We start from the raw sequence: 24192 nt of genomic DNA, 5'->3' as shown, positions 1-24192 counted from the left end.
GAATGATCTCGCCGGGCAAGATGCCACAAGCGAATACAAAACGCATGGGGATCGGGATGGGCGAGTGGATCGGCGTTGCGATTGCCTTGGTCTCGAGCTGCCTCGGCGGCACGGCGGCGGCGATCACGCGTTACCTGGCCGGCAACGCCGACCCGATCACGCTGGCGATCCTGCGCTGGGCGATCGGCTTTCTCTGCGTGCTTCCCGCCGCGGTCCTGCTCGGGGCGAAGTGGCCGCGGCGCGCGGACTTGCCGGCGGTCGCGGCGCTCGGCGTCGCCTTCTTCGGCGTGTTCTTCGTGCTTTATAATCTCGCGATGTCCTACACGACGGCGGCGCGCGCCAGCCTGGCGCTGGCGACCTTGCCGCTCTCCACCATGGTGGTCGGCGCCTTGCTCGGCATCGAGCCGCTGACGATGCGCAAATCGATCGGGGTCTCGATTGCGGTGCTCGGCGTGGCGGCGGCGCTGGCATCCGGGCTGGCGGCGGCGCCAGTGGGGGCATGGCGCGGCGAACTGATCATGGCCGCCGCGGTGCTCTGCATGGCCTTCTACAACGTGCTGTCGCGGCCGTTCATCCGTCGCTCCAGCGCGCTCGGTTTCCTTGCCGTCGGCATGGGCGCCGGCGCGGCGGCGCTGGTGGCGGTGGGCTCCTTCACCGGCAGCCTGGCGACGCTGCGCGAGTTCGGCCCGTCGCAATGGATCGCGGGGTTTTATCTCGGCATAGCCGGCGGTGCGCTGGCCTTTATCCTGTGGGTGCTGGCGCTCGAGCGAGCCTCGCCGACCCGCGTCGCCAACACCATGACGGTCAATCCGATCGCCGCCGGGCTGCTTGCGAAGCAATTGGTCGGCGAGCCGATCACGGCCAATCTGGTCGTCGGCCTGATCGCGGTCTTCGCGGGCATCTGGATCGCGACGTCGGAAACCAAATCGGTCTGATCAGCCGCGCGGGGCGGCAGGCGCGGTCACCGACGGGGCAGGCGAGTGCTTCGGCTTCAGCGTGCCGGCGTAGAACGACAGGACGAACACCAGGATAAGACCGACAAGATAGACCCCATAGGATTGCGGCGGGGTGATCGCCCATTGCATGAGGCGTCGGATCGAGTTTGGCGGGCCAGTGTCGTTGTCCATGCGCTGTTGTGCGCGAAGGGGTGGACAAAAGGAAGCGGAATCGGCGCCATTCGGCGGCGGTGTTCCGCGCGAAATGGTGAGGCGGGCGGCCTTGCAATGCCGCATTGGCGTTCGCATCTGTCACGCGACGACCAGCCCTTCCTCCCGCACCAATTGCCCGGCATAATCCAGCTTATGGAACTGACGCCCCGTTTGCGCCTGATGAATTGGCTGGTCCGCCAGGGTCTGACGGGCCTGCCGGAAAACGACCTGCTGCGCGGCTTCTGCGAGCGCTGCCGGGCGGCGGGCATGCCGCTGTCGCGGGCCATCGTCTTCATCGATACGCTGCATCCGATCTTCGAGGGACGCGGTTTCCGCTGGAACGACGGCGAGAGCAATGAGGCCGACATCTTCGAATACGGCTCGACCAGCACCGGCGAGGCCAGCCAGACCTGGCGGCGGTCGGCCTTCTACCACATGCTCGAAAACGGCCATGATGAGATAGTGATCGATCTCGCCGACACCTCGCACGATTTCTCGATGATCGGCGAGCTGGCCGAAAAGGGCCACAAGCATTTCGCCGCCTTCGTGCATCGCTTCGGCGAGGCCGGCACGATCGGCGAGATGGACTGCTTCTACTCCTACTACACCACCCGCCATTCGGACGGGTTCGACGAGAACCATATGGCGGCGCTGCGCGACCTGGTGCCGGTGCTCGGGCTTGCGATCAAGTCGGCCGCGCAGGTCGAGATCGCCCGCACGCTCGGACGGGTCTATCTCGGCCGCGATACCGCGGAGCAGGTGCTGCGCGGACGCATGCAGCGCGGCATCACCGAGAAGATCAAGGCCGTGCTGTGGTACTCCGACGTGCGCGGCTCGACCGCGATCAGCGAGCGGATCGGCCCGGACGAGATCATTCCGTTCCTCAACGACTATGCGCAGGCCTCGATCGACGCGATCCATGACGCCGGCGGCGAGGTGCTGAAGCTGATCGGCGACGGCGTGCTGGCGATGTTCACCGGCGAGAACGTCGCAGGCGCCAAACGGGCCGCGCTGCGGGCCGAGCACAGATTCCGGCACAACATCCGCGTGCTGAACGATCGCCGCGAGAACGAGGGCCGGCCGACCACCACGGCCTATGTCGGGCTCCATGTCGGCCAGGTGTTCTACGGCAATATCGGCAGCGAGGACCGGCTGGATTTCACGGTGGTCGGGCCCGCCGTCAACGAGGTCAGCCGGATCGCCTCGATGTGCGCCTCGGTCGACCGCGAGCTACTGACTTCGACGGACTTTCGCACCGGGCTCGACGCCGCCGGCCGCAACTATCTGGTCTCCACCGGCCGCTTCGTGCTGCGCGGCATCGGCCATGCACAGGATCTCTATACGCTGGATCCGGCTGTCGCCGCCGACGAGGTCGTCGGCGGCAAATACGAGCGGTACCTGGCGAGCTGATCTCTCTCCCCGTCGTTGCGAGCGAAGCGAAGCAATCCATTTCATCGCTTGCGGAGACATGGATTGCTTCGTCGCTTCGCTCCTCGCAATGACGTGATGAGATAGTCTCGCTCAGCAGCGCGCGGGTTCGCCGACCATGTCGGGCTGCCGCGTCAGCGACACCGCGGGCGACATCAGGATCACTAGCGCCTGGGCGGCGAAGATCGCGGCCGCGAGATAGAGGCAGGCTTCGGCACCGTAGAGGCCGCCGACGATGGCGCCGAGCGCGGAGCCGAGCGGGCGCGCGCCGTAACTCATGATGTTGATCGCCGAGACGCGGCCGAGCAGCGAGGGCGGCGTCACCGACTGCCGCAGCGTGGTGGTCGAGATCACCCACAGGATCGGGCCGACGCCGAGCAGGAAGAAGCTGAGGCCCGCGAGCAGCGGCGTCGCAATCCAGGTCGTCAGCGCCATCACGGCCGCGGCGACGAAGCCGGTGACCGGGCCGAGCCCGATCACGGTGCCGAACGCCAGCCGCTTCATCACGCGGGTCGCGAACAGCGCGCCGACCACCATGCCGACGCCGTACATCGCGAGCGTGGTGCCGACACCGGTCGCGCTGAGCCCGAGATGACGCACCGCATAGGGAACGAACACGGCGAGCAGCAGGAAGGAGGCGGTGTTGAAGATGAACTGGGTGATGAACACCGGCCGCAGCAAGGCGTGGTGCATCACGAAGGCCGCGCCTTCCTTGATGTCCTGCAACGGATGCCGCCGCGGGGCAGGCTGGCGCGCCGGCTCGTAGATGCCGGAGAGCAGCACGACTGCGATCGCCGACAATGCCGCGGCGAATCCGAACGCTGGCGCGGCACCGACCCAGCCGACCAGCACGCCGCCGAGCGCGGGGCCGCTGGCGAACGCGACGGTACGCGCCAGCTCGATGCGGGCGTTCGCGGCCGGCAATTGCTGTGACGTCACCAGCGAGGGGACCAGCGCCGGCGCAGCGACGCTATAGGCAACCGTGCCGCAGACCGCGATGAAGCCGAGCAGGGCGAGCAGCGGCAGCGTCATCAGGCCGAGCCACAAGAGCAGCAGGATCGCGGCAAGCGCGGCCGCGCGCAGCGCTTCGGAGCCCGCCATCACCCAGCGCCGCGACACGCGGTCGGCGAGCAGGCCGGCGGGGATCGCAAACAGGATGAAGGGCAGCGTCAGCGCGGTCTGCAACAGGCCGGTCTGGCCTTCGCCGACGCCGAGCAGCAGCACGGCGACGATCGGCGCAGCCGCAAGCGCAATCTGTTCGGCCGATTGCGCGGCAAGGTTGGACCAGGCCAGGCGGTTGAAGGTGGCCGGCAGGCGAGGCGTATCGGCGGACATGACGGAATCCTTGATCATTCGACTGCCCGGTAGTGTGTGGTTGGAAGAGGCCCGATCCCACCCGTTTCCCGATAACGCCAAAACAAAGGCCCGCGTGGCGGCGCAGCACCATTTCCGTCTCGTTCTCATCTCGATTCACCCTTTAGGGGAATTGCGACTTGGAATCGCGCGGCGTCGAATTGGCGGAAGCTGTCCGGTCGCTCACCGGCTCCGCCAACGGGAGACGAGAAATCATGAGCCAAGCCCCCCATGAGAGTTTTGAAGCCCAGCCGAATCCGGAGCGTCGCCGGCTCCTGAGCATCGCCCTTGCAGGCGTCGCGGGGGCGGTCTTGCCGGCAGCATCGCGCGCGGCCGCCGCGGGGCCGTCCGAAAAGGCCGATGCCGACGACATTGCCTATCTGACGGCCGGCGAGGCGCTCGCGAGATTCAAGGCCAAGACGCTATCGCCGGTCGAACTGCTCCGGGCGCAGATCAAACAGGTCGAAGCATGGGAGCCGACGCTCAAGGCAACGACGTACACCTATTTCGACGAGGCGCTGGAACAGGCGCGGATTGCGGAGCGCAAGTACGTGCGCGGTGAACCGGTCCGCCCGCTGGAAGGCATCACGCTTGCCATCAAGGACTATCACTCCGTCAAGGGCAAGATCACCACCTACGGCTCGCGGCTCTACAAGGATTTCGTTCCGGACCAATCCGCGCCGACTGTGGAGCGCCTTCTCGCCGCAGGGGCGATCATGCATTGCCGCACGACGACACCGGAGTTCGCGCATTCAGGTGTGACGGCGTCCTTGCTTTGGGGCGTCACGCACAACCCGTGGAACCCTGCCTATACCCCCGGCGGCTCGACCGGCGGAGGCGGCGCGGCCCTGGCCGCCGGCTACACGACCTTGTCGGACGGCACGGATGGTGGCGGGTCTATTCGCATCCCGGCCGCGATGAACGGCGTGTTCGGCTACAAGCCGCCATGGGGACGCAACCCCAACGACCGCGAGCACCCGAATGAGTGGCTGATCCATTATGGCGAACTGGCCCGCAGCGTCGGCGATTGCGGGCTGATGCAGAATGTCACTTCCGGCCAGCATCCGGCCGACATGTCGTCCCTGCGGGACAAGGTGGTCATCCCGCCGACCTTCGACAGCATCGCTGGCATGAGGATCGCGCTGTCGATGGACCTGGGCTATTTCGCGGTCGATCCTGAGGTCGAGAAGAACACACGCAATGCTGTGTCGGTCCTGCGTTCGCTCGGCGCCGTGGTCGATGAGGTCGATATCGGCTGGACCAAGGAAATCGAAGAGACATGGAACACCCGGTGGCAGGGTGTGTTCTACGCGCTGGCGGGCAGTCTTCTGACCAAGTCCCGCAACGACGTTGACCCGTACGTCATCAAGATCCTCGAAGAGGGCAAGAAGCTCGACGTCACGAAGTTCTACAACCTGAATACCGTGCGGCAGAAGATGTACGTATCGATGTCGAAGCTCTTCGAGACCCACGACGCGCTGATCTGTCCGACCACTGCGACGACGAAGATCGTCGCAGGGCGCAGCAGCGAAGAGCCGCTCACCATCAACGGGAAGCCGGTGAACCCCTTTATCGGCTGGTTCATGACGTATCCCTTCAACCTGGTCGGCACCCTCCCGGTGATGTCTGTGCCCACCGGTTTCGATGCCGAAACAAGCGTGCCCACCGGGATGCAGATTGTCGGTCCAGCCTATGACGACCTGAGGGTGTTCCGCATCGCGTCCGCGTTCGAAGGCGCGACGCATCCCTGGCAGCGTCGGCGACCTAAGCTGGCCGTCTAGCGTGGCTTGACACCTGCGGGCCGCAGGATGACCATTATGGCCCGTGATGAGAGATGGACCTTGATGTCTCTCCCAGCAGCCCACGCATTTCCCACCGCCGACCGCGAAGCTCTGATGGGACGCTTCGCGGCCGACCTCGAACAGGCGGTTGACCTCGAGTCCGCCCTGGATGCATTGCATCAAGCCCTGTCGGACCTGGGTTTTTCCTCCTTCGCCTACGGCATGGCCAGCACGCCGAGAGCGCAAGACGGCAGCTTCACGTCACCCGTCGTGAAGACGCGAGCCTTTCCAAATCGATGGGATCGGCACTGGAGCCACCTTTGCGATCCCTACTACCGGTTCTGCTTTACGACGACCTTGCCCCTAAAGTGGATCGACGTACAAGCCCATGAACGCCTGAGCACTGGCGAGCGGGCGTGCGTGGACCACCTGAACGACAAGAACCTGCACTACGGAATCACGATTCCGATGCACATGCCGAACGGGTCATTTGCGTTCGTCAGTGCGATTTCGGAAAGCGCGACGAAGTACGAGACCGGTTCTTCACCGACGGTTGTCAATGGACTGTTCGCATTGTGTCATCAATTCCAGAATACCTCTCTCCGGAGATGGTTGTGGAACCAAGCCGCCGACACCAAGGCTTGGCTCAGCGCGCGTGAGAAGGAGTGCCTGTCCCTCGCAGCGCAAGGGAAGACCTCGGATGACATTGCCCTGATCCTCGGTTTGTCCTGCGAGACCGTACGTTCTCACATGAAGCGTGCGATCGCGCACCTCAACGCGTCGAACAGGCCGCATGCGATAGCGAAGGCGATCCAGCTTCGGCTCATAGACATGCCATTCGCCTAGAACAACTTGTTCAACCTACGGCGGACATGCACGGGCAAGAATGCGCCCATGCTCAGGCGCCATCCGTGGGGACATCACGCCCTGAGGCGGCAACAGGATCGCATCTGTCGATGCGATCCAACCTCCCCGCAAGCGGGAGAGGTGAAGTGCGTTTGCCATCAGACTGATTCAGCCCAACACCTCGGCGCTTTCATTGCGGCGTGGGCGCGAGCTGGCCGGTGATGGTGCCGACCAACGTGGCGGGGCGGCTGTCCTCGCCATTCGCCGCCGACGGGGCGACCTCGGCATTGCGCTGCGCCAGCGCGCTGGTCAGGCTGGTGAGTGCGTCGGCTCCGGCCGGGAATCCTGCCTCCGAGAGAATCTTGTCGATCATCGGCTTGAATGCCGAGACCGACAGCAGCTGCGCGGCGAGGCCGTCGCCGAGCCCGAGGCCGCCATTGCCGTTGGTGTGGCCGTTGGCGCCGCCGCGGCCGAGCATGCCGCCGGTGTCGAAGATCCGGATGTCGGAGATCTTCTCGATCGGCTTCACCGCCTCGGCGAGCGCGCTCGGGATCACGTTGATCCGCGCGAGGTTGAGATCGTAGGCGATCATGTCGGCGCTCAGTCTGTTGCGCGCCTCCGCCTTCATCGTCGCGACCTCGGCTTCGGCCTGGCCGAGAGCCTTGACGCCGGCAGCGCGGGTGGTGGCGGCGGCCGCATCGGCCTTGGCGAGCACGTTGGTGGCTTCCGCCTTGTTGGCGGCGGCCTGGCGTTCGGCCTCGGCCATCACCGTGATCGGCATCGCGTCGGTCTCGGCCGCCTTGCGCGCCGCGATCACGTTGATGATCTTGTCGCGCTCGGCGATCTCGGTGGCGCGGGCGGTGGTGACCTTTTCCTCGGCGGCGATCGCGACCGCGCGCGCGGTCTCGGCGATGGTCTGGGCTTCCGACTGCTCCTTGCTCTTGGCCGCGACCGCGATGGCGCTTTCCTGCGCCACGATCTGAAGGTCACGCTCCATCTCGGTATTGCGGCGCTTGACCGCGAGATCGGCCTCGATCTTGCGGGTGTCGCGGGCCTGGTTGGCCTCGGTCTGCTTGTTGGCGACCGCGAGCTCCTGCTGGATGCGGTATTCGGCCTCGTTCTGCAACGCGGTCTGCTCGACCTGCGCCGTTTGCGCGCGCATCGCGGCGGTCTTGTTGGCGATGTCGCGCTGCTGGGCGAGCTCGGCCTCGCGCTTGGTGCTTTCGATCGTCAGCGTGGTCTGCCGCGCTACCAGGTCCTGCTGGGCGATGTTGACCTCGGTGGTGCGGACGATCTGGTTGCGCTCCTGCTCACGCTCCTTGGTGATCTTGGTCAGCGTGGTCAGGCCGTGCGCATCGAAGAAATTGCTCGGGTTGAAGTGCTTGATGTCGCTCTGGTCGAGCTTCGTCAGCGACACCGATTCAAGCTCGAGACCGTTGTTCTGGATGTCGGCGCCGACCGCGTCCTGCACCGCCTTGACGAAGGTCGCGCGCTGCTCCTGCAATTCCTCGAGGTTCATGGTCGCGGCGACCGAGCGCAGGCCGTCGACGAACTTGGCCTCGACCAGCTCGCGCAGCTCGGCCGCGTCATTGGTGCGGTTGCCGAGCGTCTGCGCGGCGAGCGCGATCGACGAGGAGTCGGGTTTGACGCGCAGATAGAACTCGGCGCCGATATCGACGCGCATGCGGTCCTTGGTGATCAGCGAGTCAGGGCCGCCGCGCGCGACCTCGAGCCGCAGCGTCTTCAGGTTCACCGCCGCGGTGGAGTGGAAGATCGGCAGCACGAGCGAGCCGCCGTCGAGCACCACCTTCTGGCCGCCGAGGCCGGTGCGGACATAGGCCTCATCGCGCGTCGAGCGCTTGTAGAGCTTTGCGAACAGGAGACCGATAACGAGGATGACGATGACGCCAATAACGACGGGTACAGCAAGTTCCCACATGTGTTATGCCCTGTTGGAGGACGGTTGTTGTTCGACGAGGTCGGCTGGAGCGGCAATCGCGATGAAGCCCTTGGCGTCGCGATCGACCAGCAGCACGCTGGCGCCGACCGGCAATGCCCCAGACTCCGCGCTGGCACGCGCCGACACGGTGTGCCAGTTGCCGAAGACATCCTTGAGACGGACCCGGCCGGGCAGGCCCTGATCGAGCGGGCCGACCGACACGGTCGCGACCTTGCCGACAAAGTCGCTGTCGTTGACCGCATAGCTCTCGTCGCGCGGAATGACGCGAGCGAGGCCGCGGCTGGTATTTCTGATCACGGGGATGCTGCCTGCGGCAGCAACCACCGCGGCAAGCGAGACCGGGATGGCGGTGCCTGCGGCATGCGCCAGTCCCTGAAGCAGGAAGCCTCCGATCGAGAAGATGCCGAGGATCAGGATGATCAGGATCAGGAGGGGAAGCCGCCCGGCGTTGATCCAGAGAAACAGGCCACTGAGAGCGTTGTGGCTCTCGGCCTCGACCGCGAAATCCTTGCCGATGAGTTCGCTGATCGAAAGTCCGATCATGGTGCTCAGCAATTCGACACCGCCAAGTGCCACCATGATCGCAGCCGCGACCGCGAAGGGCCGCACGTCGGGGGCGAGCAGAATGTCGCCAACTGCACTCATTTTTCTGACTTGATCCTTTCAAGCCGCGCCGCGATTTCCTTTTCGCGATGCAGGCGATCGAGTTCGTCAAGCTCCTTGTCGCCGAGCACGCTGGAGGCGGGAACACCGGTGACCCGGGCGATCGCCGCCATGGCGCGCTCAGCACTCAATGTATTGGTCGCGGATGGGCCCCGGCTGGTTTCGTCCTGGGCCTCGCGGATCAGGCTTTGTTCGAGATCGGCCAAGCGCGTCTCCGCCTCGCGGCGCGCGCCGAGCATGGCCTGCAGCGCCTTGGTCTGCTCATCGATTTCGAGCTCGATGAAATCCATCGCGCGTTCCAGCGCGATCACCTGCGACTCCAGATCAATTTGCCGTGCGACGCCGGCGCGCGCGAGATCCTCGCGATTTTCCACAAGTGCGAGACGAATCTTCTCGTTCAAACCGATCGTTTCGGTATCCAGTTCCTCGCGCCGCTTCTTCAAACGGAATTCTTCGGCGCGCGACTTGCCGAGCGCGTAGCGGGCCTCGTCGGCCCCGGCGTCGATCTCGCGGATCGCCTGTTTGACCAGCGCGACCTTGTTGTTGTTCTCGACATTGTCGATGGTCTGGCTCGCGATGGCGGCAAGAAGCCGGCCCATGCGCGCAAGGATGCCTTCGTGAAGCATGGTCTTCTCCTCCGGTGGTGCTGATTTCGATTTGACGGCGATGTGGATTTCGTAGCCGCGTCCATCCGAGATCAAATGCGCCGGGAAGGGGCTTTCCCAGCCCGAGACATATCCCGGCACGTCGAACGGCACCAAGACGCGTCCGCTGACAGTGCTAATGGTCAGTGAAGTTGGGCCCTTGATCGCAAACAACTTGTCGTCGAGCGGTATCCGGCGGACGGCGGAGCCCGCGATGTAATTGGCGCGGTCGCGCAGGCCGAGCGTCACCAGCCGTGCGGGCAGGCCGGTCTCCTTGCGGATCTTCTCGTAGGCCTGGGCGTGCAGCGAGACGAGGTTGGCGCCGACGGGGGCGACCTCGGCGAGGATCGCCATCATCCGGTCATAGGCCGCAAAGGTCGCCTCGATCGCCTCGATGGCTGAAGGGTCAGGGGCGAGGGCGTAGCGCAGCGTTGCGGTGGGCGTCTCGACGGGCAGCTTGATCATGCATCTAACGTAAAGTACTTCCTCAGTACTTTACAAGCTGGGCAGCTGGTATCATTTTCGTGAGCCTAGATGCAGTTGCAAATGAGTTGCAATAACGGGAGAGATCGGCCATCCTTGTCGGATGGATGCTCGGACCCCTGAACTGTCTTCCGTTTCCGTTCCCAATGCCGTGCCAGGCGGCTGGCGGGGCGATGCCGGACATGTGCGCAGCCTGCCGGAGGTGAACGCGACCGTCGCGGTGCCGTCAGGCGGCCTTTGGTGGCGGCGGCTGCTGGCCTTCGCCGGGCCGGGTTACCTGGTCTCGGTCGGCTATATGGACCCCGGCAACTGGGCCACCGACCTCGCGGGCGGATCGAAGTTTGGCTACACGCTGCTGTCGGTCATCCTGCTCTCCAACCTGATGGCGATCCTGCTGCAGGCGCTCGCCGCGCGGCTTGGCATCGCCACCGACCGCGATCTCGCCCAGGCCTGCCGCGCGACCTACTCGCGCCCGGTGAATTTGCTGCTGTGGCTTGCCTGCGAGGCCGCGATCATCGCCTGCGACCTCGCCGAGGTGATCGGTACCGCGATCGCGCTCAAGCTGCTGTTCGGCATTCCCCTGATCGGCGGCGCGCTGCTGGCGGCGCTGGATGCGTTCCTGCTGCTGCTCCTGATGAACCGCGGCTTCCGCTTCCTCGAGGCCTTCGTGATCGCGCTCCTGATCGTCATCGCGGTCTGCTTCGTCGTCCAGATCGCCGCCGCCGCGCCGCCGGTTGCCGCCGTGCTCGGCGGCTTCATCCCGTCGCGCGAGATCGTCACCAATCCGGAGATGCTCTACATCGCGATCGGCATCATCGGCGCCACCGTGATGCCGCATAATCTCTATCTGCACTCCTCGATCGTGCAGACCCGCGCCTATCCGCGCACCGAGGAGGGGCGGCGCGACGCGATCAAGTGGGCGACCACGGATTCCACCATCGCGCTGATGCTGGCGCTGTTCGTCAATGCCGCGATCCTGGTGTTGGCGGCCGCGACCTTCCACAAGAGCGGCCATTCCGATGTCGCCGAGATCGACCAGGCGTTCGAACTGCTCTCGCCGCTGCTCGGCCTGGGCATCGCCTCGACGCTGTTTGCCGTGGCGCTGCTGGCGTCCGGCCTCAACTCGACGGTGACCGCGACGCTGGCCGGACAGATCGTGATGCAGGGCTTTCTCGATCTGCGGCTGCCCGACTGGCTGCAGCGGGTCGTGACGCGGGGTATCGCGATCGTCCCGGTCATCGTGGTCGCCGCGCTCTATGGCGAAAGCGGCACGGCGCAGCTGCTGGTGTTCAGCCAGGTCGTGCTGTCGATGCAGCTGCCGTTCGCGGTGATCCCGCTGGTGCGCTTCGTGTCCGACAAGCGCAAGATGGGCGTGTTCGCGATTTCGCGCCCCGTCGCGGTGGCAGCGTGGATCGTTGCCGGGCTGATCGTGATCCTGAACGTGAAGCTGCTGATCGATACGTTCTTCGGCAGCTAGTCCTGCGGCTCGGCCAAGACCTCGCCTGAGGCATCGACGCGCAGCCAGCCCGACGGCGCAAGCCGCTGCTGCGGCAGGAAGCGGCCCTTGTAGTCCATCTTCTTGGAGCCCTCGATCCAGTACCCGAGATAGACGTAGGGCAGGCCCTGCCGGCGGGCGCGGGCGATGTGGTCGAGGATCATGAAGGTGCCGAGCGAGCGGGCCTCCAGCCCGGGCTCGAAGAACGAATAGACCATCGACAGCCCGTCGCTGAGCACGTCGGTCAGCGCCACCGCCATCAGCTCGTCGCCGCGGCCGGTGATCGCGCTGTCGGCATTGCGCTTGCGGTACTCGATGATCCGGGTCTCGACATGGCTGTCCTCGACCATCATGGCGTAGTCGAGCACGGTCATGTCGGCCATCCCGCCGTTGCGGTGGCGGCGGTCGAGATAGGCGCGGAAGACCGAATATTGCTCCGAGGTCGGCACCGCGGTGCGCTGCTCGCCGATGACGTCGGCGTTGCGGGCCAGCACTTTGCGGAAGTTGCGGGAGGGGCGGAATTCGTTGGCGATCACCCGGACCGAGACGCAGGCCCGGCACTGGTCGCAGGCCGGGCGGTAGGCGATCGACTGGCTGCGGCGGAAGCCGCCATGGGTCAGCAAGTCGTTGAGATCGCCCGCTTTGTCGCCGACCAGGTGCGTAAAAACCTTCCGCTCGTGTCGGCCCGGCAAATACGGGCAGGGCGAGGGCGCCGTCAAATAGAACTGGGGAGTATCACGCGAATGCTGGGTCACGTCAGATCGTCGGGCTCCACAAACAATAAAGGCAGCCGAGTGAGCATCGCCCCCCTGAGGCTAACGGTCAATTGGTTTAGGCGGGCCTAATAGGAGGCCCGCGCGGCCGGGGCGACCGGGGTCCGGACCGAGCTGTTGATAATGACGGTTCCGAGGATGATGTCGTGCAGCAGCCGGCGGCGGCCGTTGAGCAGCCCGATCAGGAGCACCAGCGGCGACAGGAACGAGATCGTCACCCAGAACAGCACCGCGTGGGTGGCGCCGAGCACGAAATAGCCGCGCGCGCCGTACCAGGTCCGTAGTTCCAGATCCATCATGCGCATGCCGATGGTGGCGGAGTGCTGCCCGCCGATCGAGGCGCCGTAATAGACGATCGCCCAGACGATCGAGGCCGGCGAGACCAGCCAGAACAGCGCCCAGCCGAGACCGAGCGTGACGAGGCCGAACACCGCGATGAAAATCACCGCGAGGATCACCGGCACCGACAGCACGAACAGGTCGATCAGGAATGCAAACACGCGCCGCGTCAGCACGCCGCGGAACAGGTCCGGCTGCATCAACGGATCGAACGCATGCGGGGGAACGCCGCCGTCGTTGCTCCAGGCCTCATTGCGCCAGGTGCCGCCGTCATTGCCGTAGGACATGACCAACCTCCGATGAAAGTCCCGCGCAGGAGATGGGAACAGGAGGCGCGTTCGCCAAGCCTGCGCGAACATTAACTAGCCGAAATATTCCGGCGATTCGGCGGCTGAATTGAGCGGTTCTACCTCCACGCCGTCATTGCGAGCGGAGCGAAGCAACGCATTGCTGAGCTCGCGGCGGCATGGATAGCATCGTCGCTTCAGTGCAAAATTGCTTTGCAATTTTGTCGCGAGCTCCCCGCAATGACGGCGGAGGAAACTATCAGCTCTCCGCCTTGATCTTTTCGGCGGCCTTCGGCGCGAAATAGGTGAGGATGCCGTCGGCGCCGGCGCGCTTGAAGCCGACCAGGCTCTCCATCATCGCGCGCTCGCCGTCGATCCAGCCATTGGCGGCGGCGCCCGCGATCATCGCGTACTCGCCGGACACCTGGTACACGAAGGTCGGCATCGCGAAATGGTCCTTCACGCGGCGGACGATGTCGAGATAGGGCATGCCCGGCTTCACCATCACCATGTCGGCGCCCTCGGCGATGTCGAGCTCGACCTCGCGCAGCGCCTCGTCGGAATTGGCGCTGTCCATCTGGTAGGTGCGCTTGTCGCCGGTCAGCGTCTTGGCCGAGCCGATTGCGTCGCGGAACGGCCCGTAGAAAGCGGAGGCGTATTTCGCCGCATAGGACATGATCTGCACGTCGCCGAAGCCGTTGTCGTCGAGCGCCTCGCGGATCGCACCGATCCGGCCGTCCATCATGTCCGACGGCGCGATCACGTCGCAGCCGGCCTCGGCCTGGGTCAGCGCCTGCTTCACCAGCACCGCAACGGTCTCGTCGTTGAGGATCTTGCCGTCCTCGATCAGCCCGTCATGGCCGTGGCTGGTGAAGGGATCGAGCGCGACGTCGCACAGCACGCCGATGTCGGGAAACTCCTTCTTGATCGCGCGCACCGCCTGGCAGACCAGATTGTCGGGATTGAGCGCTTCCGAGCCCTGCTCGTCGCGCAGCGAGGGCTCGGTGAACGGGAACAGCGCGATGCAGGGAATGTTGAGCTTTGCCGCGCGCTCCGCGTCGCGGACGATCTGGTCGACGGTGAGCCGGTCGACGCCGGGCATCGAGGCCACCGGCGTGCGAGTGTTGTGGCCATCGACCACGAACATCGGCCAGATCAGGTCGTCGGTGGTCAGCACGTTTTCGCGCACCAGGCGGCGGGCCCATTCCGACTTGCGATTGCGCCGCATCCGGATCGTAAGGTCGAGCGAGGGGGAGGCGAGGGCATCAGTCTGGCGCCGCGGCGCATCGCGCAGTTCGATCGGGCGCCCGAATTTGATCGCCATGTCTTCTTCTCCTCGACGGACGGCAGTTCTGGACCTGATAAGGTCTGGACCTGATATAAGTCCAGTTCTAGCACCTGTCAGGGGCGCCGTCATTGCGCCGCTATTGCATCCTTGGCGCCCTTGATTTGCCGCAACGGCAATTGATTTTGCGTCCCCGGCGGGCCAAGACTGCGCCCATGAACCCCATTTTGCAGCCGCTCTGCGGCGATTCGGATGTCTGACACCTCTGCACGCGATCAGGCGCGGGACAACGCCATCTCGGTGAGCGCGATTTCGTCCGACCGGATCGAGCCGGACGACAATGCGTGGACGCGGCGCCTCGTCATCTTCCTGCGCATCATGGCCGTCGTCTCGGTCGCCAAGGGCCTCTATCACTGGGCCCAGGTGACCGGCTTCGTCGGCGGCGAGGAGGAGGCCTTCGAGAACCAGTCGATGGCCTGGCAGACCGCCACGATCTATTTCGCCGTCATCGAGCTCGTCGCCGCCGTCGGGCTCTGGCTCGCGACGCCGTGGGGCGCCGTGGTGTGGCTGACCACCGTGGTGTCGATGGCGGTCATCGAGCTGATGTTTCCCGGCATCTATGGCGGCAGTCTCACCGTGGTCGGGCTCGAGGCGCTGATGCTCGCCGCCTATCTCGCGCTGGCCTGGATGTCGGCGCGCGAACGCCCGCCATAGGCCGGCGTGCAGCGATGGCCTGATGCACTGTTGCCCCGTGGCGACAGCGCCACGAATAGCCGGCCGCGGCCGGCAATATTTGGCAGCCGTGCGCGCAACGAGAAGACAGCATCGCTGGTTCTGATAGTTGGGTTCCGACAGATCGCATCCGTTTGAGACAACCCCTTCCGGGACCGTCTCTGCGGGACCTGCCGTCGGGACCCATTTCACCGGATCTCGGCGCGTGTGCCGGCCGGCTTTGCGCGGGCCGACGGCGGAACCGGTCTGGCCCCGCACCGGATCAGCACCGCTTGCGCGCGTCGCGTGCACGTCCCGCCGATGCACGCCGATAAAATTTTCAAAGAATTTTCCGGTAACCGATCGGTCACCGTAAAGGGTTCCCTCATACCCGTTACGCCACCGTTTCGAATTCAGACGATGCTGTTTCCGAATGTGACAGGGCAGGCAGACGAAGCGTGAACAAGGGTCTGCCACCGTCAATGAAAAGTTGCGAAAAGCCTTTGATCCATGGGCTTAATCCACGATTCACTGTCTTAAATTCATGATCTCTTTATTCTCTTATTTAAGCGGATATTCAAACGGCCCCCTTACGTTGGACCTATCAGGCGGGACACAAGTTTCGTCGAATAAAGTCGATAAAAACGACAAACAGGGGAAGTGTCATGATGAAAGCCGTTGCGACAACGGCGGCGAATGCCGCTGATCGCGCTGCCGATCAAGCTCCGGTGCAGCCGCTCTATCTCGAAGCCCTGACTTTGGTGGAGCGGCTGCATCGCCGGCTCCTCGACGTCATCAAGGACGAATTCGATCGTCGCGGCCGCGCCGACATCAACTCGGTGCAGGCGCTGCTCCTGTACAACATCGGCGACAAGGAACTGACCGCCGGCGAGCTGCGCACCCGCGGCTACTATCTCGGCTCCAACGTCTCCTACAATCTGAAGAAGCTCGTCGAGCTCGGCTTCCTCGATCATCAGCGATCGCGCGTCGATCGCCGCTCGGTCCGCATTCGGCTGACCCCGCAGGGCCAGGAAGTCCGCAAGATCGTCGATGCGCTCTATCAGAAGCACGTCAAGACGGTGGAGCAGGTCGGCGGCATCTCGAACGAGGAGTTCGCGAGCCTCAACAAGTCGCTGCATCGCCTCGAGCGCTTCTGGACCGACCAGATCCTGTATCGCCTCTGAGCCTTCCCGTTTTCGCCTGATGGCCAAGCCGGCCGCTCGAGAAGACCGGCAGCCTCCAGTCCAGCCTTGCTCCAGTCCAGCCTTGCTCCAGTCAACGCATCGGTCATGCCCGGCCGGTGCGTTTTTCATGCTGCACCTGCGAAAATAAATGAGCCCCGGCGAGGAACCAAGGCATTCCCTGCGGCTTATCCGTTAGCCAACGGAGAGGCAGGGATATGTTGCTCGAACGCGGGATTGAGGTGCTGAACGTCGAGGTCGTCGGTGACGCCTACGCGATCGCCTCGAACTATCTGCGCAAATCCGGCGCCATTCCCGACAATTTCGCCACCAATGAGCGCCTGCTCGGCATCATCGTGAAGCTGTTCCAGCGCGGCGAGATGAACCGCCTCCGCCTCGCCAACAAGGCGATCGCGAAGTTCGAGGCCGAGACGCTGGTGGTCGCCTGAGCGTCAACCCGGAGACTTCAATGGAAGCCGCGATCGATCGGATCATGCAGACGTATGATCTGCTGCTCAACCGCACGCCCGCTGCAAGCGACGAAGCGCGCGCCAAGGTGACAGAGTACGTGCAGACGCTGTTCGACGCCGGCGAGCGCGATCCGCATCGCTTGACGGTGTGTGGGCTGACCTATCTGCGCCAGCTCGACGGCAGCACCGACCATGTCAAGGCCGGGTATACCGGGCTGTAAGCCAGCCTGGTTTCGCAGTCTGGTTCAACTGTCAAACAGCTCGTTCGGTGTCGTCACCCGCGAAAGCGGGTGGTCCAGTATTCCAGAGGCCGCGGTGATTGAGCCGAGAGGCCGCGGCGTACTGGATCGCCAACCTGGCTATGACGGTGCGGGTTCCTCACACACGATCGTCGTCCTGGCGAAAGCCAGGACCCATAACCACCGCATTTGATGATGAACGGGATCGCGGCCCCAGCGTCGCGCAACAATTGAGATTTGGGGTAATGGGTCCTGGCTTTCGCCAGGACGACACTGAGTTTGTCGCACCTCAAAACTGAAATGGAGCAACCGAAACCGCGAGCTTTCCGTCGCTTGATTTCTGCACGGTGAATTCGACTTCCTTGGAAGCCTTGATGTCGCCCACGGAAACCGAGATGCCGCCGCTACACTGCAATGTTCGCTTGTCCTCACTGGCCGACGTCGTGACGATCTTTTCAGCGAGGAGGTATTGCGGCTTTGAGTTTTCCGCAGTGGGCTTTGCCGTCGATTCCCTGGCGGCGAAATTGACAAGCGGATTGCGGTGATCGTTGGAGATGGTCTGGAGCACGGCCTTCCGGGTTTCGATTGAATCGCACTCGAGTTGATCGCCGCAGCCACCCAGAACAACCAGAACCGGAAAAGTCAGAAACCAAAGCAGTCGTGACGGCATGCCAATTGACTTGTGTAGGATGGATGGTTTCCGACAACCGACCCGACGGAGCATGGTTCCTGCGCTCGCTCTCGGCGCGGCCGCTCCAGCTGCGGCCCGCGATCTTGCTCACCGGCCGGCCACGATCCGAAGGGAACGCTGATCTTGCCGCTCCGTTGGTCCTCGATTGCTTGCGAGGAGCCAATCATGCGCACAACTGTCCTATTCGCTGTCTTGGCGTTCGTTCTGGCGTTCGGCATTGCAGGGCTGGCAAATGTGAGCCCGGCCAGCGCCCGGGATTATCCCTGGTGCGTGCAGGGGCGCGGCGTCGGCTATCCCGGCGATTGCATGTACCGAACCCGCGCCCAGTGTCTCGCGTCAGCGTCCGGAAGGAACGTGACCTGCGGCATCAATCCTCGCGCGGCATTTGGTCAGCAGCGGCGGGGATATCGCAACCGCTATTGATTGTCGCGCCAGTCGGGCGCGCAAGGCGGGTCGCGGAGAGGGGGCGCTCATAACCGAACGCCGCCCGCTTGAAATGCATGCGAGCGGCGATGGCTCTGGCCCCAGGATGGGTGATGCAAAATCCTGACGACAATTGGTCTGCTGGCGGGTCCAGGAGTTTCGTAGCCAAGAAGAGGTACCTCAACTTCGTAAGCGCCGATACCGGACGGAGAGGCGGCAGATGTCGGGTCTAGGTTAGAATTGAGCACCAAGTTGCTCCGGCCTCAGCCTGTACCCCCTCGCTGGGGCCGTTTTTTGAGCCGGCCTTTTTGAAACCTCCGCTGCTCTATGGATAGGTGTGGCCTTTCTGAGCAACGCGCACAGCCAACGGCGTGCGGGGAAGATCCCCAAACTCGGACGAGTCGTAGTCTCGGCCTTCAGGTGTCACGATGTGGATGTCGTAACACTGGGATCGTGAAAGCTCTTTTGCCTTGCGCAGAGCTGCCTCGGCGGTGCCGCGACGGTGCACGATCTCTCCAAACTTGCACCTAGCCTTTACGGTGAAGCTCATCTTTCTTCTTTTTCTTGTTTCGCTTGACGACCTCGGCCTGAGCCCGGAAGGCCTGGGCGAGGTTCTTCATTTGCTCGGCCGCGAATTCGTCAGCCGTCCGCACCGCCGCCTGCTCGGCGGTCTTGGCCTGCTTCTTCAGGTCCTTGGCGATGCCCATGTCCTGTAACTTCCACGCCGTTCCGGCAGTTCCATCCGTCTGATCTCATTGACGCGAAGCTGGCGGGAACTTTTCACGCTCCCGGGCTTTTTGATTTTGCTTTGGGGCAGCCAAACGTCAGCGTTGGAGAGAGGAGCCATGAAGCGACGACGCCGGGTTAGGCAGATTTTCCATCTTGAAGAACGCCTTGCCCAGGAAGCCAAACGGCTACGTCAACGGGCCAAGAACCTTCCTCCCTGTCGAGAGCGAGAGACCCTGTTGAGGCAGGCGCGGCATGACGAAACCACCGCCAATTTGACGGCGTGGCTGCTGTCCCAAGGTCCGCGGGCACCCATCTAGGAGGACGCTCAATGCATACAAACCACCACCATATCGACGGTGTGGAGATTGCCTTTGTAAGCGCTGCGACCGTGTCGCTTGTGGCTCTCATCGCCTCCATGGCCTGGCTTTTGCTAGGGTAAGAATTGCTAGCTTGAAATTCGACCGAGGGCTCCACCGAGGCCCTCATTCGACGGTCGCGCCGGCTTCGCCCTGAGCTGCCGGCTTTGCCCAGCCAATCGGCTGTTGCGCGCAAGACACTCGCCTTGGGATATCCCGCAGCGATTTACATAAGCTAATGCTGGAACCGCGCGGTTCTTGATGGATGGGGCTGCCTGGCTCCAACAGCTCAGCCCCGGATCAGGCAAACGGCCCCAGCACCGGCCTCCAGGCCCCCAAAGGTGCTGGGGCCATTTCGTTGTTTGGCGCATTACCTGATGCGTTTCGGGCGAGCTTCGATAGCGCCGCCATCCCGTGAGTGATCTGCCGCAGCGTCCCGCCTGCCCTCAGTGAGCAGGCGGGACCTCGGTGCTACTTGTTCTCCGGCTTCCAGGTCGTGCTGGCGCGATCGTATTTGAAACCAGGCGCGGCCTTCAGGCTGTCCTTGGTCTCGTCGAGCGTGAGCCACCACTTGTCGTCTTTCTTTTGGGACTTGACGGCCGTGAATGGCACGATCACGTCCTTCTCGCCGGCGCCGAGAAAACCGCCGACACCGACGACGAGACCGGTGACCTTGCCGGACTTGTCGACAAGTACATCGTCGATGGTCCCGATCTTGGATTCCTTCGGGTCGTAGACATTCTGCTTGTAGTAGTTGGTGATGGTCGAACTGTCCGCCGGCGCGGCGGGCATGGTGGTAGCGGCATGCGCGGCGGTAGCGAACGCTGCGGCCATGATGCAGCCGATAGCCAATTTCTTCATAAGAGGTCTCCTTGCCTTCAGTGCATATGGCCGATCAGGTAGATGCCGCCGCCGATGACCATGATCGCCGGCACAGCCCAGAGAATGATGACTGGCATTCGATCGCCTCCTAGTCCGAGGTACAGACCTTGACGCTCTTCATGCCGGTCTCGGCTTCGGTGCGCGTCTTGTAGACAGTGCCCGACGGACTGACGACGGTGGTCGTCGTGTCGACCGGCTTCTTGTCAACGATCGTGCACTTCTTCGTCTTCACGTCTTGCACGACGTAGAATTCATCCGCTGCAAATGCCGGCGTGACGAAAGCGGCAAGCAAAGTTGCCGCGACAATGGTCTTAACGTTCATGTTCTCTCCTCCAATAGCCGTACCAATCGGCCGAGGTGGAACGGGAGTAAATGGCGAAGGTTCCTAGAACCAGGCTTGCGTTGGCGGCCCGCTCCGAATCAAAGCAAGCGAAAAATGACCGGCGATGGTGCGGCGATTTGCAGCACTGGCTAGCCGTGCCCTGCGGCTTGCCGAAGGCTGTGGCGAATGGTCGCTAGGGACACGCAGACGCGAGATCGGCGAGCGATTCCTGACCCGAAGGGACCGCGCCGTCCGAGTGGCGATGCGATCACGTGACCGGATGCAGCCGGCGATCGGCAGGCTGCTTTCCGAAAATTCAGGAGGAAGCCCCATGATCCCGTCCCACATGCGCCTGGTCGGCGCGGTCGTCGCGCTGTTGCTTGGGGCGAGCGGTCCGGCGCCCGCGCAGCAGCTCGAGCTCAAGCTGATGGCGCCGGCAGCGCCCGGCGGCGGCTGGGATCAGACGGCGCGCTCGATGCAGCAGGCGCTGGTCGCCTCCGGTGTCGCGCGCAGCGTCCAGGTCACCAACGTTCCCGGCGCCGGCGGCAGCGTCGGCATCGCGCAGTTCGTCAACGGCGCCAAGGGCGACGGCAACCAGATGATGGTGAACGGCTTCGTCATGGTGGGCGCACTCGCCATGAACAAGTCGCCGGTGACGCTGGATCAGGTGACGCCGATCGCGCGCCTCACCGAGGAGATCCAGGTCATCGTGGTGCCGGCGAACTCGCCGATCAAGACGGCGCAGGATCTTGCCGCCGCGGTGAAGGCCGATATCGCCAAGGTGACCTTTGCCGGCGGCTCGGCCGGCGGCGTCGACCATGTGATGGCGGCGCTGTTCGCGGGCACGGTCGGCGCCGACGCCAAGAAGATCAACTACATTCCGTTCTCGGGCGGCGGCGAGTCGCTTGCAGCCATTCTCGGCGGCAAGGTCACGGCCGGCATTTCCGGCCTCAGCGAATATGAAGGCCAGATCAAGGCCGGCAAGTTGCGCGCGCTCGGCGTGACGTCGGCGAACCGACTGCCCGGCGTCGATATCCCGACCTTCAAGGAGCAGGGGATCGATCTCGTGCTGGCCAATTGGCGCTCGGTGGTCGCACCGCCCGGCATCACGCCGGAGCAGCGCAAGGTGCTGAGCGATGCGGTCGAGAAGATGGTGAAGTCCGACGCCTGGAAGGAGATCCTGAAGCAGAAGGGCTGGGATGACGCCTATCTCGGTGGCGACGCCTTCGCGGATTTCCTGAAGAAGGAGATCACGCGCGTGACCGAGGTGCTGAAGTCCGTCGGCCTCGTGAAGTCGTGATGCCGGACGCGGCGTCAGAAAATCTCCCGCCCGCGCCGGCGCGGCGCGTCGATCGCGCCGGCGTGGTCATCGCGGCCGCGCTTGCCGGGCTTGCGGCGGTGCTGGTGTGGGACGCCAGCAAGCTGCCGTCGACCACGATGTACGGCATGGGGCCGGAGGCGATGCCGGTCGTCATCGCAATCGGCCTTGTCATCCTCGCGGTCGGCAATCTGATCGACGCGCTGCGCGGCAACCTGCCGCCGCGCGAGAGCATGGATCAGAAACCGGTGTGGCTGATCATCGGCGGCCTGGCGCTCCTGATCGCCATCATCGGCCTTGGCGGCGGCTTCATCCTCGCCACCTCGGCGCTGTTCGTCACCACGTCGGCGGCGTTCGGCCGCCGCGCCGTGCTGGCCGACACCGCCATCGCGCTCGTGATCACGACGCTGATTTATCTCGCGTTCGACAAGCTGTTGACGCTGAGCCTTCCCGCCGGCCCGCTGGAGCGACTGCTGTGATGGACACTTTCGCTGCGCTGGCGCACGGCATGGCGGTCGCCATGCAGCCGATGAACCTGCTCTACGCCCTGATCGGCGTGTTCCTGGGCACCGCGGTCGGCGTATTGCCGGGCATCGGTCCGGCGCTGACGGTCGCGCTGCTGCTGCCGGTGACCTACAAGCTCGATCCCGGCGGCTCGCTGATCATGTTCGCCGGCATCTATTACGGCGGCATGTATGGCGGATCGACCACCGCGATCCTGATCAATACGCCGGGCGAGAGCGCGTCGATGGCGACCGCACTCGAGGGCAACAAGATGGCCAAGGCCGGCCGCGGCGGTCCGGCGCTGGCGACCTCGGCGATCGGCTCGTTCGTGGCCGGCACCATCGCCACCATCGGCCTCGCATTCCTCGCGCCATGGCTGGTCGATTTCGCGGTGCGCTTCGGGCCGGAGGATTACTTCGCGCTGATGTGCGTCGCCTTCGTCACGGTGTCGGCAACCTTCGGCGACTCGCCGGTCCGCGGCCTCACCAGCCTGTTCATCGGCCTCACGCTCGGGCTGGTCGGCATCGACAAGCTGACCGGTCAGGCGCGGCTTGCCTTCGGCATCCCCGAGCTGCTCGACGGCGTCGAGGTGACGACGCTCGCGGTCGGCCTGTTCGCGGTCGGCGAGGCGCTCTATGTCGCCTCGCGCCGTCATCACGCCGAGGAGAAGCTCGAGCCGGTGCGCGGCTCGCTGTGGATGACGCGGGAGGACTGGCGGCGGTCGTGGAAGCCGTGGCTGCGCGGCACGATGTTCGGTTTTCCGATCGGGGCGCTGCCGGCCGGCGGGGCGGAGATCCCGACGTTCCTGTCCTATTCCACCGAGCGGCGGCTGACCAAACATCCCGAGGAATTCGGCAAGGGCGCGATCGAAGGCGTCGCAGGGCCGGAAGCGGCGAACAACGCGTCCGCCGCCGGCACGCTGGTGCCGCTGTTGACGCTCGGGCTGCCGACCTCGGCAACGGCTGCGATGATGCTGGCGGGCTTCCAGCAATACGGCCTCAACCCGGGGCCGCTGTTGTTCGCGGAGCGGCCCGACCTGGTGTGGGGCCTGATCGCGAGCCTGTTCATCGCCAACGGCATGCTGCTGGTACTCAATCTGCCGCTGGTCGGGCTCTGGGTGCGGCTGCTGGCGATTCCGCAGCCCTGGCTCTATGCCGGCATCCTGGTGTTCGCGACGATGGGCACGATCGCGGCGAAGCCGTCGGTCGTCGAGCTGTCGATGCTGGCGGCATTCGGCGTGATGGGCTTTCTGATGCGCCGGTTCGACTTCCCGATCGCGCCCGTCGTGATCGGGCTGATCCTCGGGCCGATCGCCGAAAGCCAGCTCCGTCGCGCGCTGGCGATCAGCCTCGGCGATCCCATGGTGCTGCTGCAAAGCCCGATGTCGGCGACGCTGCTCGGCATCGCGCTGATCGCGCTGCTGGCGCCGTTCGTGCTCAAGGGGCTCGGGCGGTTCAAGGCCAACGAGGATTAGGATGCGACCAGACCGTAAAAGGCCCGCTCCGGGGCTCGCATTTCGGAGCGGGCCAGTCTGGGCACGGCAAATATCGCCGCGACGCGAAACCTAGCGCGACAAGCTGACACCACCCTGACGACGGCGAAAAAAGCGAGGCAGCCGAATGCCGCCTCGCTGTCGCAGGATTTTCCGTGAACGGAAAGTTCAGCTCACCATTTGTAGGCGAGGCTCGCCGTGATGCGGCGGCGATCGCCGTAGTAGCAGGAGCTGATGGTCGCGCAGCTCGCGACATAGATCTTGTCGGTGACGTTCACGACATTGAGCGCCGCGCGCCAGTTGTTGCCCCATTCGTAATGCAAGGCGAGGTCGCCCAGCACGACGCCCGGGACGCGTGCAGTGTTCGCGGTGTCGGCAAAGGACGAGCC

The 24192-nt window shown here is 64.4% G+C and carries 26 protein-coding genes; 13 read left to right on the top strand and 13 right to left on the bottom strand.

The genetic code is table 11. The annotated features are described in order from the left end of the window. Positions 1-56: 56 nt before the first annotated feature. Positions 57-935, top strand: coding sequence for a DMT family transporter (locus PMN64_RS15225; protein ID WP_411781220.1), 879 nt, complete (start codon positions 57-59; stop codon positions 933-935). On the opposite strand, the gene PMN64_RS15220 is transcribed toward PMN64_RS15225, so the two are convergent. Beyond that, the gene (locus tag PMN64_RS15220; protein ID WP_411781219.1) at positions 936-1127 is read right to left on the bottom strand and encodes a hypothetical protein; all 192 of its coding nucleotides are present in this window, start codon (positions 1125-1127) and stop codon (positions 936-938) included. Between the two features lie 174 nt (positions 1128-1301). Between PMN64_RS15220 and PMN64_RS15215 the strand changes: the two genes are divergently transcribed. Next, on the top strand, positions 1302-2558 hold the full coding sequence (locus PMN64_RS15215) for an adenylate/guanylate cyclase domain-containing protein (protein WP_092078051.1): 1257 nt from the start codon (positions 1302-1304) through the stop codon (positions 2556-2558). 111 nt (positions 2559-2669) lie between these two features. Here the strand turns inward: PMN64_RS15215 and PMN64_RS15210 are convergent, their stop codons facing one another. Beyond that, a complete protein-coding gene (locus PMN64_RS15210; protein ID WP_411781218.1) occupies positions 2670-3911 on the bottom strand; it encodes an MFS transporter in 1242 nt (413 codons plus the stop codon). A gap of 158 nt (positions 3912-4069) precedes the next feature. Here PMN64_RS15210 and PMN64_RS15205 point away from each other — a divergent pair, with 158 nt between their 5' ends. Together PMN64_RS15205 and PMN64_RS15200 are read left to right on the top strand one after the other, a co-directional pair. Beyond that, a complete protein-coding gene (locus tag PMN64_RS15205) occupies positions 4070-5710 on the top strand; it encodes an amidase (RefSeq protein WP_411781217.1) in 1641 nt (546 codons plus the stop codon). 36 nt (positions 5711-5746) lie between these two features. Further along, positions 5747-6556: an autoinducer binding domain-containing protein gene (locus PMN64_RS15200; protein ID WP_411781216.1), complete on the top strand. Its 810-nt coding sequence runs from the start codon at positions 5747-5749 to the stop codon at positions 6554-6556. A 190-nt stretch (positions 6557-6746) separates the two neighbouring features. Here PMN64_RS15200 and PMN64_RS15195 read toward each other — a convergent pair whose 3' ends face one another. Genes PMN64_RS15195 through PMN64_RS15185 form a run of 3 tightly spaced genes read right to left on the bottom strand, consistent with a single transcriptional unit; the run spans position 6747 to position 10288 of the window. Next, positions 6747-8495, bottom strand: coding sequence for a flotillin family protein (locus PMN64_RS15195; RefSeq protein ID WP_411781215.1), 1749 nt, complete (start codon positions 8493-8495; stop codon positions 6747-6749). Between the two features lie 3 nt (positions 8496-8498). Next, positions 8499-9161, bottom strand: a complete 663-nt coding sequence (locus tag PMN64_RS15190) for an OB-fold-containig protein (protein WP_411781214.1) — start codon at positions 9159-9161, stop codon at positions 8499-8501. Further along, on the bottom strand, positions 9158-10288 hold the full coding sequence (locus PMN64_RS15185) for a PspA/IM30 family protein (protein WP_411781213.1): 1131 nt from the start codon (positions 10286-10288) through the stop codon (positions 9158-9160). Before PMN64_RS15185 ends, PMN64_RS15190 begins: the two co-directional genes overlap by 4 nt. A 121-nt stretch (positions 10289-10409) precedes the next feature. Between PMN64_RS15185 and PMN64_RS15180 the strand changes: the two genes are divergently transcribed. Further along, complete coding sequence (locus tag PMN64_RS15180) at positions 10410-11783, top strand: Nramp family divalent metal transporter (protein WP_411781212.1); 1374 nt, start codon at positions 10410-10412, stop codon at positions 11781-11783. Here PMN64_RS15180 and PMN64_RS15175 read toward each other — a convergent pair. The 3 genes from PMN64_RS15175 to hemB all read right to left on the bottom strand — a co-directional run bounded on the left by PMN64_RS15175 (position 11780) and on the right by hemB (position 14524). Further along, complete coding sequence (locus PMN64_RS15175) at positions 11780-12556, bottom strand: arginyltransferase (RefSeq protein WP_028340961.1); 777 nt, start codon at positions 12554-12556, stop codon at positions 11780-11782. The genes PMN64_RS15180 and PMN64_RS15175 overlap by 4 nt on opposite strands. An 86-nt stretch (positions 12557-12642) precedes the next feature. After that, positions 12643-13200: an RDD family protein gene (locus PMN64_RS15170; protein WP_411781211.1), complete on the bottom strand. Its 558-nt coding sequence runs from the start codon at positions 13198-13200 to the stop codon at positions 12643-12645. A gap of 259 nt (positions 13201-13459) precedes the next feature. Continuing rightward, complete coding sequence (hemB, locus tag PMN64_RS15165) at positions 13460-14524, bottom strand: porphobilinogen synthase (protein WP_411781210.1); 1065 nt, start codon at positions 14522-14524, stop codon at positions 13460-13462. 213 nt (positions 14525-14737) lie between these two features. On the opposite strand from hemB, the gene PMN64_RS15160 reads away from it, so the two are divergent. The 4 genes from PMN64_RS15160 (at position 14738) to PMN64_RS15145 (ending at position 17068) form a co-directional block, all read left to right on the top strand. Further along, positions 14738-15199, top strand: a complete 462-nt coding sequence (locus PMN64_RS15160; protein ID WP_016845013.1) for a DUF6163 family protein — start codon at positions 14738-14740, stop codon at positions 15197-15199. 662 nt (positions 15200-15861) lie between these two features. Continuing rightward, a complete protein-coding gene (gene ldtR / locus PMN64_RS15155) occupies positions 15862-16380 on the top strand; it encodes a transcriptional regulator LdtR (protein WP_028340958.1) in 519 nt (172 codons plus the stop codon). Between the two features lie 215 nt (positions 16381-16595). After that, positions 16596-16826, top strand: coding sequence for a hypothetical protein (locus tag PMN64_RS15150; protein ID WP_016845011.1), 231 nt, complete (start codon positions 16596-16598; stop codon positions 16824-16826). A gap of 20 nt (positions 16827-16846) precedes the next feature. Next, positions 16847-17068 carry a hypothetical protein gene (locus tag PMN64_RS15145; RefSeq protein ID WP_016845010.1) on the top strand — a complete coding sequence of 74 codons (222 nt, stop codon included), beginning with the start codon at positions 16847-16849 and terminating at the stop codon, positions 17066-17068. Between the two features lie 307 nt (positions 17069-17375). Here PMN64_RS15145 and PMN64_RS15140 read toward each other — a convergent pair whose 3' ends face one another. Continuing rightward, complete coding sequence (locus PMN64_RS15140; RefSeq protein WP_411781209.1) at positions 17376-17756, bottom strand: hypothetical protein; 381 nt, start codon at positions 17754-17756, stop codon at positions 17376-17378. Positions 17757-17942: 186 nt separating this feature from the next. Here PMN64_RS15140 and PMN64_RS15135 point away from each other — a divergent pair, with 186 nt between their 5' ends. Beyond that, positions 17943-18200 carry a DUF3551 domain-containing protein gene (locus PMN64_RS15135; protein WP_411781208.1) on the top strand — a complete coding sequence of 86 codons (258 nt, stop codon included), beginning with the start codon at positions 17943-17945 and terminating at the stop codon, positions 18198-18200. A 527-nt stretch (positions 18201-18727) separates the two neighbouring features. Here the strand turns inward: PMN64_RS15135 and PMN64_RS15130 are convergent. The 3 genes from PMN64_RS15130 to PMN64_RS15120 form a co-directional block, all read right to left on the bottom strand. Beyond that, positions 18728-18907, bottom strand: a complete 180-nt coding sequence (locus PMN64_RS15130) for a hypothetical protein (protein ID WP_028340956.1) — start codon at positions 18905-18907, stop codon at positions 18728-18730. A gap of 849 nt (positions 18908-19756) precedes the next feature. Beyond that, complete coding sequence (locus PMN64_RS15125; RefSeq protein WP_028340955.1) at positions 19757-20146, bottom strand: PRC-barrel domain-containing protein; 390 nt, start codon at positions 20144-20146, stop codon at positions 19757-19759. Positions 20147-20255: 109 nt separating this feature from the next. Further along, entirely contained in the window at positions 20256-20489 is a 234-nt protein-coding gene (locus tag PMN64_RS15120; RefSeq protein WP_028340954.1) for a hypothetical protein, read from the bottom strand. Positions 20490-20820: 331 nt separating this feature from the next. On the opposite strand from PMN64_RS15120, the gene PMN64_RS15115 reads away from it, so the two are divergent. The 3 genes from PMN64_RS15115 to PMN64_RS15105 are packed head-to-tail and all read left to right on the top strand — an operon-like array spanning position 20821 to position 23785. Beyond that, entirely contained in the window at positions 20821-21789 is a 969-nt protein-coding gene (locus PMN64_RS15115) for a Bug family tripartite tricarboxylate transporter substrate binding protein (RefSeq protein ID WP_411781207.1), read from the top strand. Beyond that, complete coding sequence (locus tag PMN64_RS15110; protein ID WP_411781206.1) at positions 21789-22286, top strand: tripartite tricarboxylate transporter TctB family protein; 498 nt, start codon at positions 21789-21791, stop codon at positions 22284-22286. Before PMN64_RS15115 ends, PMN64_RS15110 begins: the two co-directional genes overlap by 1 nt. Continuing rightward, positions 22286-23785 (top strand): tripartite tricarboxylate transporter permease, encoded by a 1500-nt coding sequence (locus tag PMN64_RS15105; protein ID WP_411781205.1) that lies wholly within the window; start codon positions 22286-22288, stop codon positions 23783-23785. The genes PMN64_RS15110 and PMN64_RS15105 overlap by 1 nt, the downstream gene beginning before the upstream one ends. A gap of 191 nt (positions 23786-23976) precedes the next feature. Here the strand turns inward: PMN64_RS15105 and PMN64_RS15100 are convergent. Continuing rightward, on the bottom strand, positions 23977-24192 hold a 216-nt coding region (locus PMN64_RS15100), incomplete at its 5' end, for a hypothetical protein (protein WP_411781204.1).

The sequence above is a fragment of the Bradyrhizobium sp. UFLA01-814 genome (assembly GCF_046718885.1).
GTDB lineage: Bacteria > Pseudomonadota > Alphaproteobacteria > Rhizobiales > Xanthobacteraceae > Bradyrhizobium > Bradyrhizobium elkanii.
This window is presented reverse-complemented; position numbering and strand designations above follow the sequence as displayed.

Excerpts from the sequence above, each read along its gene's own strand:
- PMN64_RS15105 (WP_411781205.1), top strand. The coding sequence starts at position 22,286 with ATGGACACTTTCGCTGCGCTGGCGCACGGCATGGCGGTCGCCATGCAG.
- PMN64_RS15110 (WP_411781206.1), top strand. The coding sequence starts at position 21,789 with ATGCCGGACGCGGCGTCAGAAAATCTCCCGCCCGCGCCGGCGCGGCGC.
- PMN64_RS15115 (WP_411781207.1), top strand. The coding sequence starts at position 20,821 with ATGATCCCGTCCCACATGCGCCTGGTCGGCGCGGTCGTCGCGCTGTTG.
- PMN64_RS15130 (WP_028340956.1), bottom strand. The coding sequence starts at position 18,907 with ATGGGCATCGCCAAGGACCTGAAGAAGCAGGCCAAGACCGCCGAGCAG.
- PMN64_RS15170 (WP_411781211.1), bottom strand. The coding sequence starts at position 13,200 with ATGTCCTACGGCAATGACGGCGGCACCTGGCGCAATGAGGCCTGGAGC.
- PMN64_RS15185 (WP_411781213.1), bottom strand. The coding sequence starts at position 10,288 with ATGATCAAGCTGCCCGTCGAGACGCCCACCGCAACGCTGCGCTACGCC.
- PMN64_RS15120 (WP_028340954.1), bottom strand. The coding sequence starts at position 20,489 with ATGAACGTTAAGACCATTGTCGCGGCAACTTTGCTTGCCGCTTTCGTC.
- PMN64_RS15220 (WP_411781219.1), bottom strand. The coding sequence starts at position 1,127 with ATGGACAACGACACTGGCCCGCCAAACTCGATCCGACGCCTCATGCAA.
- PMN64_RS15200 (WP_411781216.1), top strand. The coding sequence starts at position 5,747 with ATGGCCCGTGATGAGAGATGGACCTTGATGTCTCTCCCAGCAGCCCAC.
- PMN64_RS15195 (WP_411781215.1), bottom strand. The coding sequence starts at position 8,495 with ATGTGGGAACTTGCTGTACCCGTCGTTATTGGCGTCATCGTCATCCTC.
- PMN64_RS15135 (WP_411781208.1), top strand. The coding sequence starts at position 17,943 with ATGCGCACAACTGTCCTATTCGCTGTCTTGGCGTTCGTTCTGGCGTTC.
- PMN64_RS15180 (WP_411781212.1), top strand. The coding sequence starts at position 10,410 with ATGGATGCTCGGACCCCTGAACTGTCTTCCGTTTCCGTTCCCAATGCC.
- PMN64_RS15125 (WP_028340955.1), bottom strand. The coding sequence starts at position 20,146 with ATGAAGAAATTGGCTATCGGCTGCATCATGGCCGCAGCGTTCGCTACC.
- PMN64_RS15150 (WP_016845011.1), top strand. The coding sequence starts at position 16,596 with ATGTTGCTCGAACGCGGGATTGAGGTGCTGAACGTCGAGGTCGTCGGT.
- hemB (WP_411781210.1), bottom strand. The coding sequence starts at position 14,524 with ATGGCGATCAAATTCGGGCGCCCGATCGAACTGCGCGATGCGCCGCGG.
- PMN64_RS15140 (WP_411781209.1), bottom strand. The coding sequence starts at position 17,756 with ATGCCGTCACGACTGCTTTGGTTTCTGACTTTTCCGGTTCTGGTTGTT.
- ldtR (WP_028340958.1), top strand. The coding sequence starts at position 15,862 with ATGATGAAAGCCGTTGCGACAACGGCGGCGAATGCCGCTGATCGCGCT.
- PMN64_RS15190 (WP_411781214.1), bottom strand. The coding sequence starts at position 9,161 with ATGAGTGCAGTTGGCGACATTCTGCTCGCCCCCGACGTGCGGCCCTTC.
- PMN64_RS15210 (WP_411781218.1), bottom strand. The coding sequence starts at position 3,911 with ATGTCCGCCGATACGCCTCGCCTGCCGGCCACCTTCAACCGCCTGGCC.
- PMN64_RS15215 (WP_092078051.1), top strand. The coding sequence starts at position 1,302 with ATGGAACTGACGCCCCGTTTGCGCCTGATGAATTGGCTGGTCCGCCAG.
- PMN64_RS15160 (WP_016845013.1), top strand. The coding sequence starts at position 14,738 with ATGTCTGACACCTCTGCACGCGATCAGGCGCGGGACAACGCCATCTCG.
- PMN64_RS15145 (WP_016845010.1), top strand. The coding sequence starts at position 16,847 with ATGGAAGCCGCGATCGATCGGATCATGCAGACGTATGATCTGCTGCTC.
- PMN64_RS15225 (WP_411781220.1), top strand. The coding sequence starts at position 57 with ATGGGCGAGTGGATCGGCGTTGCGATTGCCTTGGTCTCGAGCTGCCTC.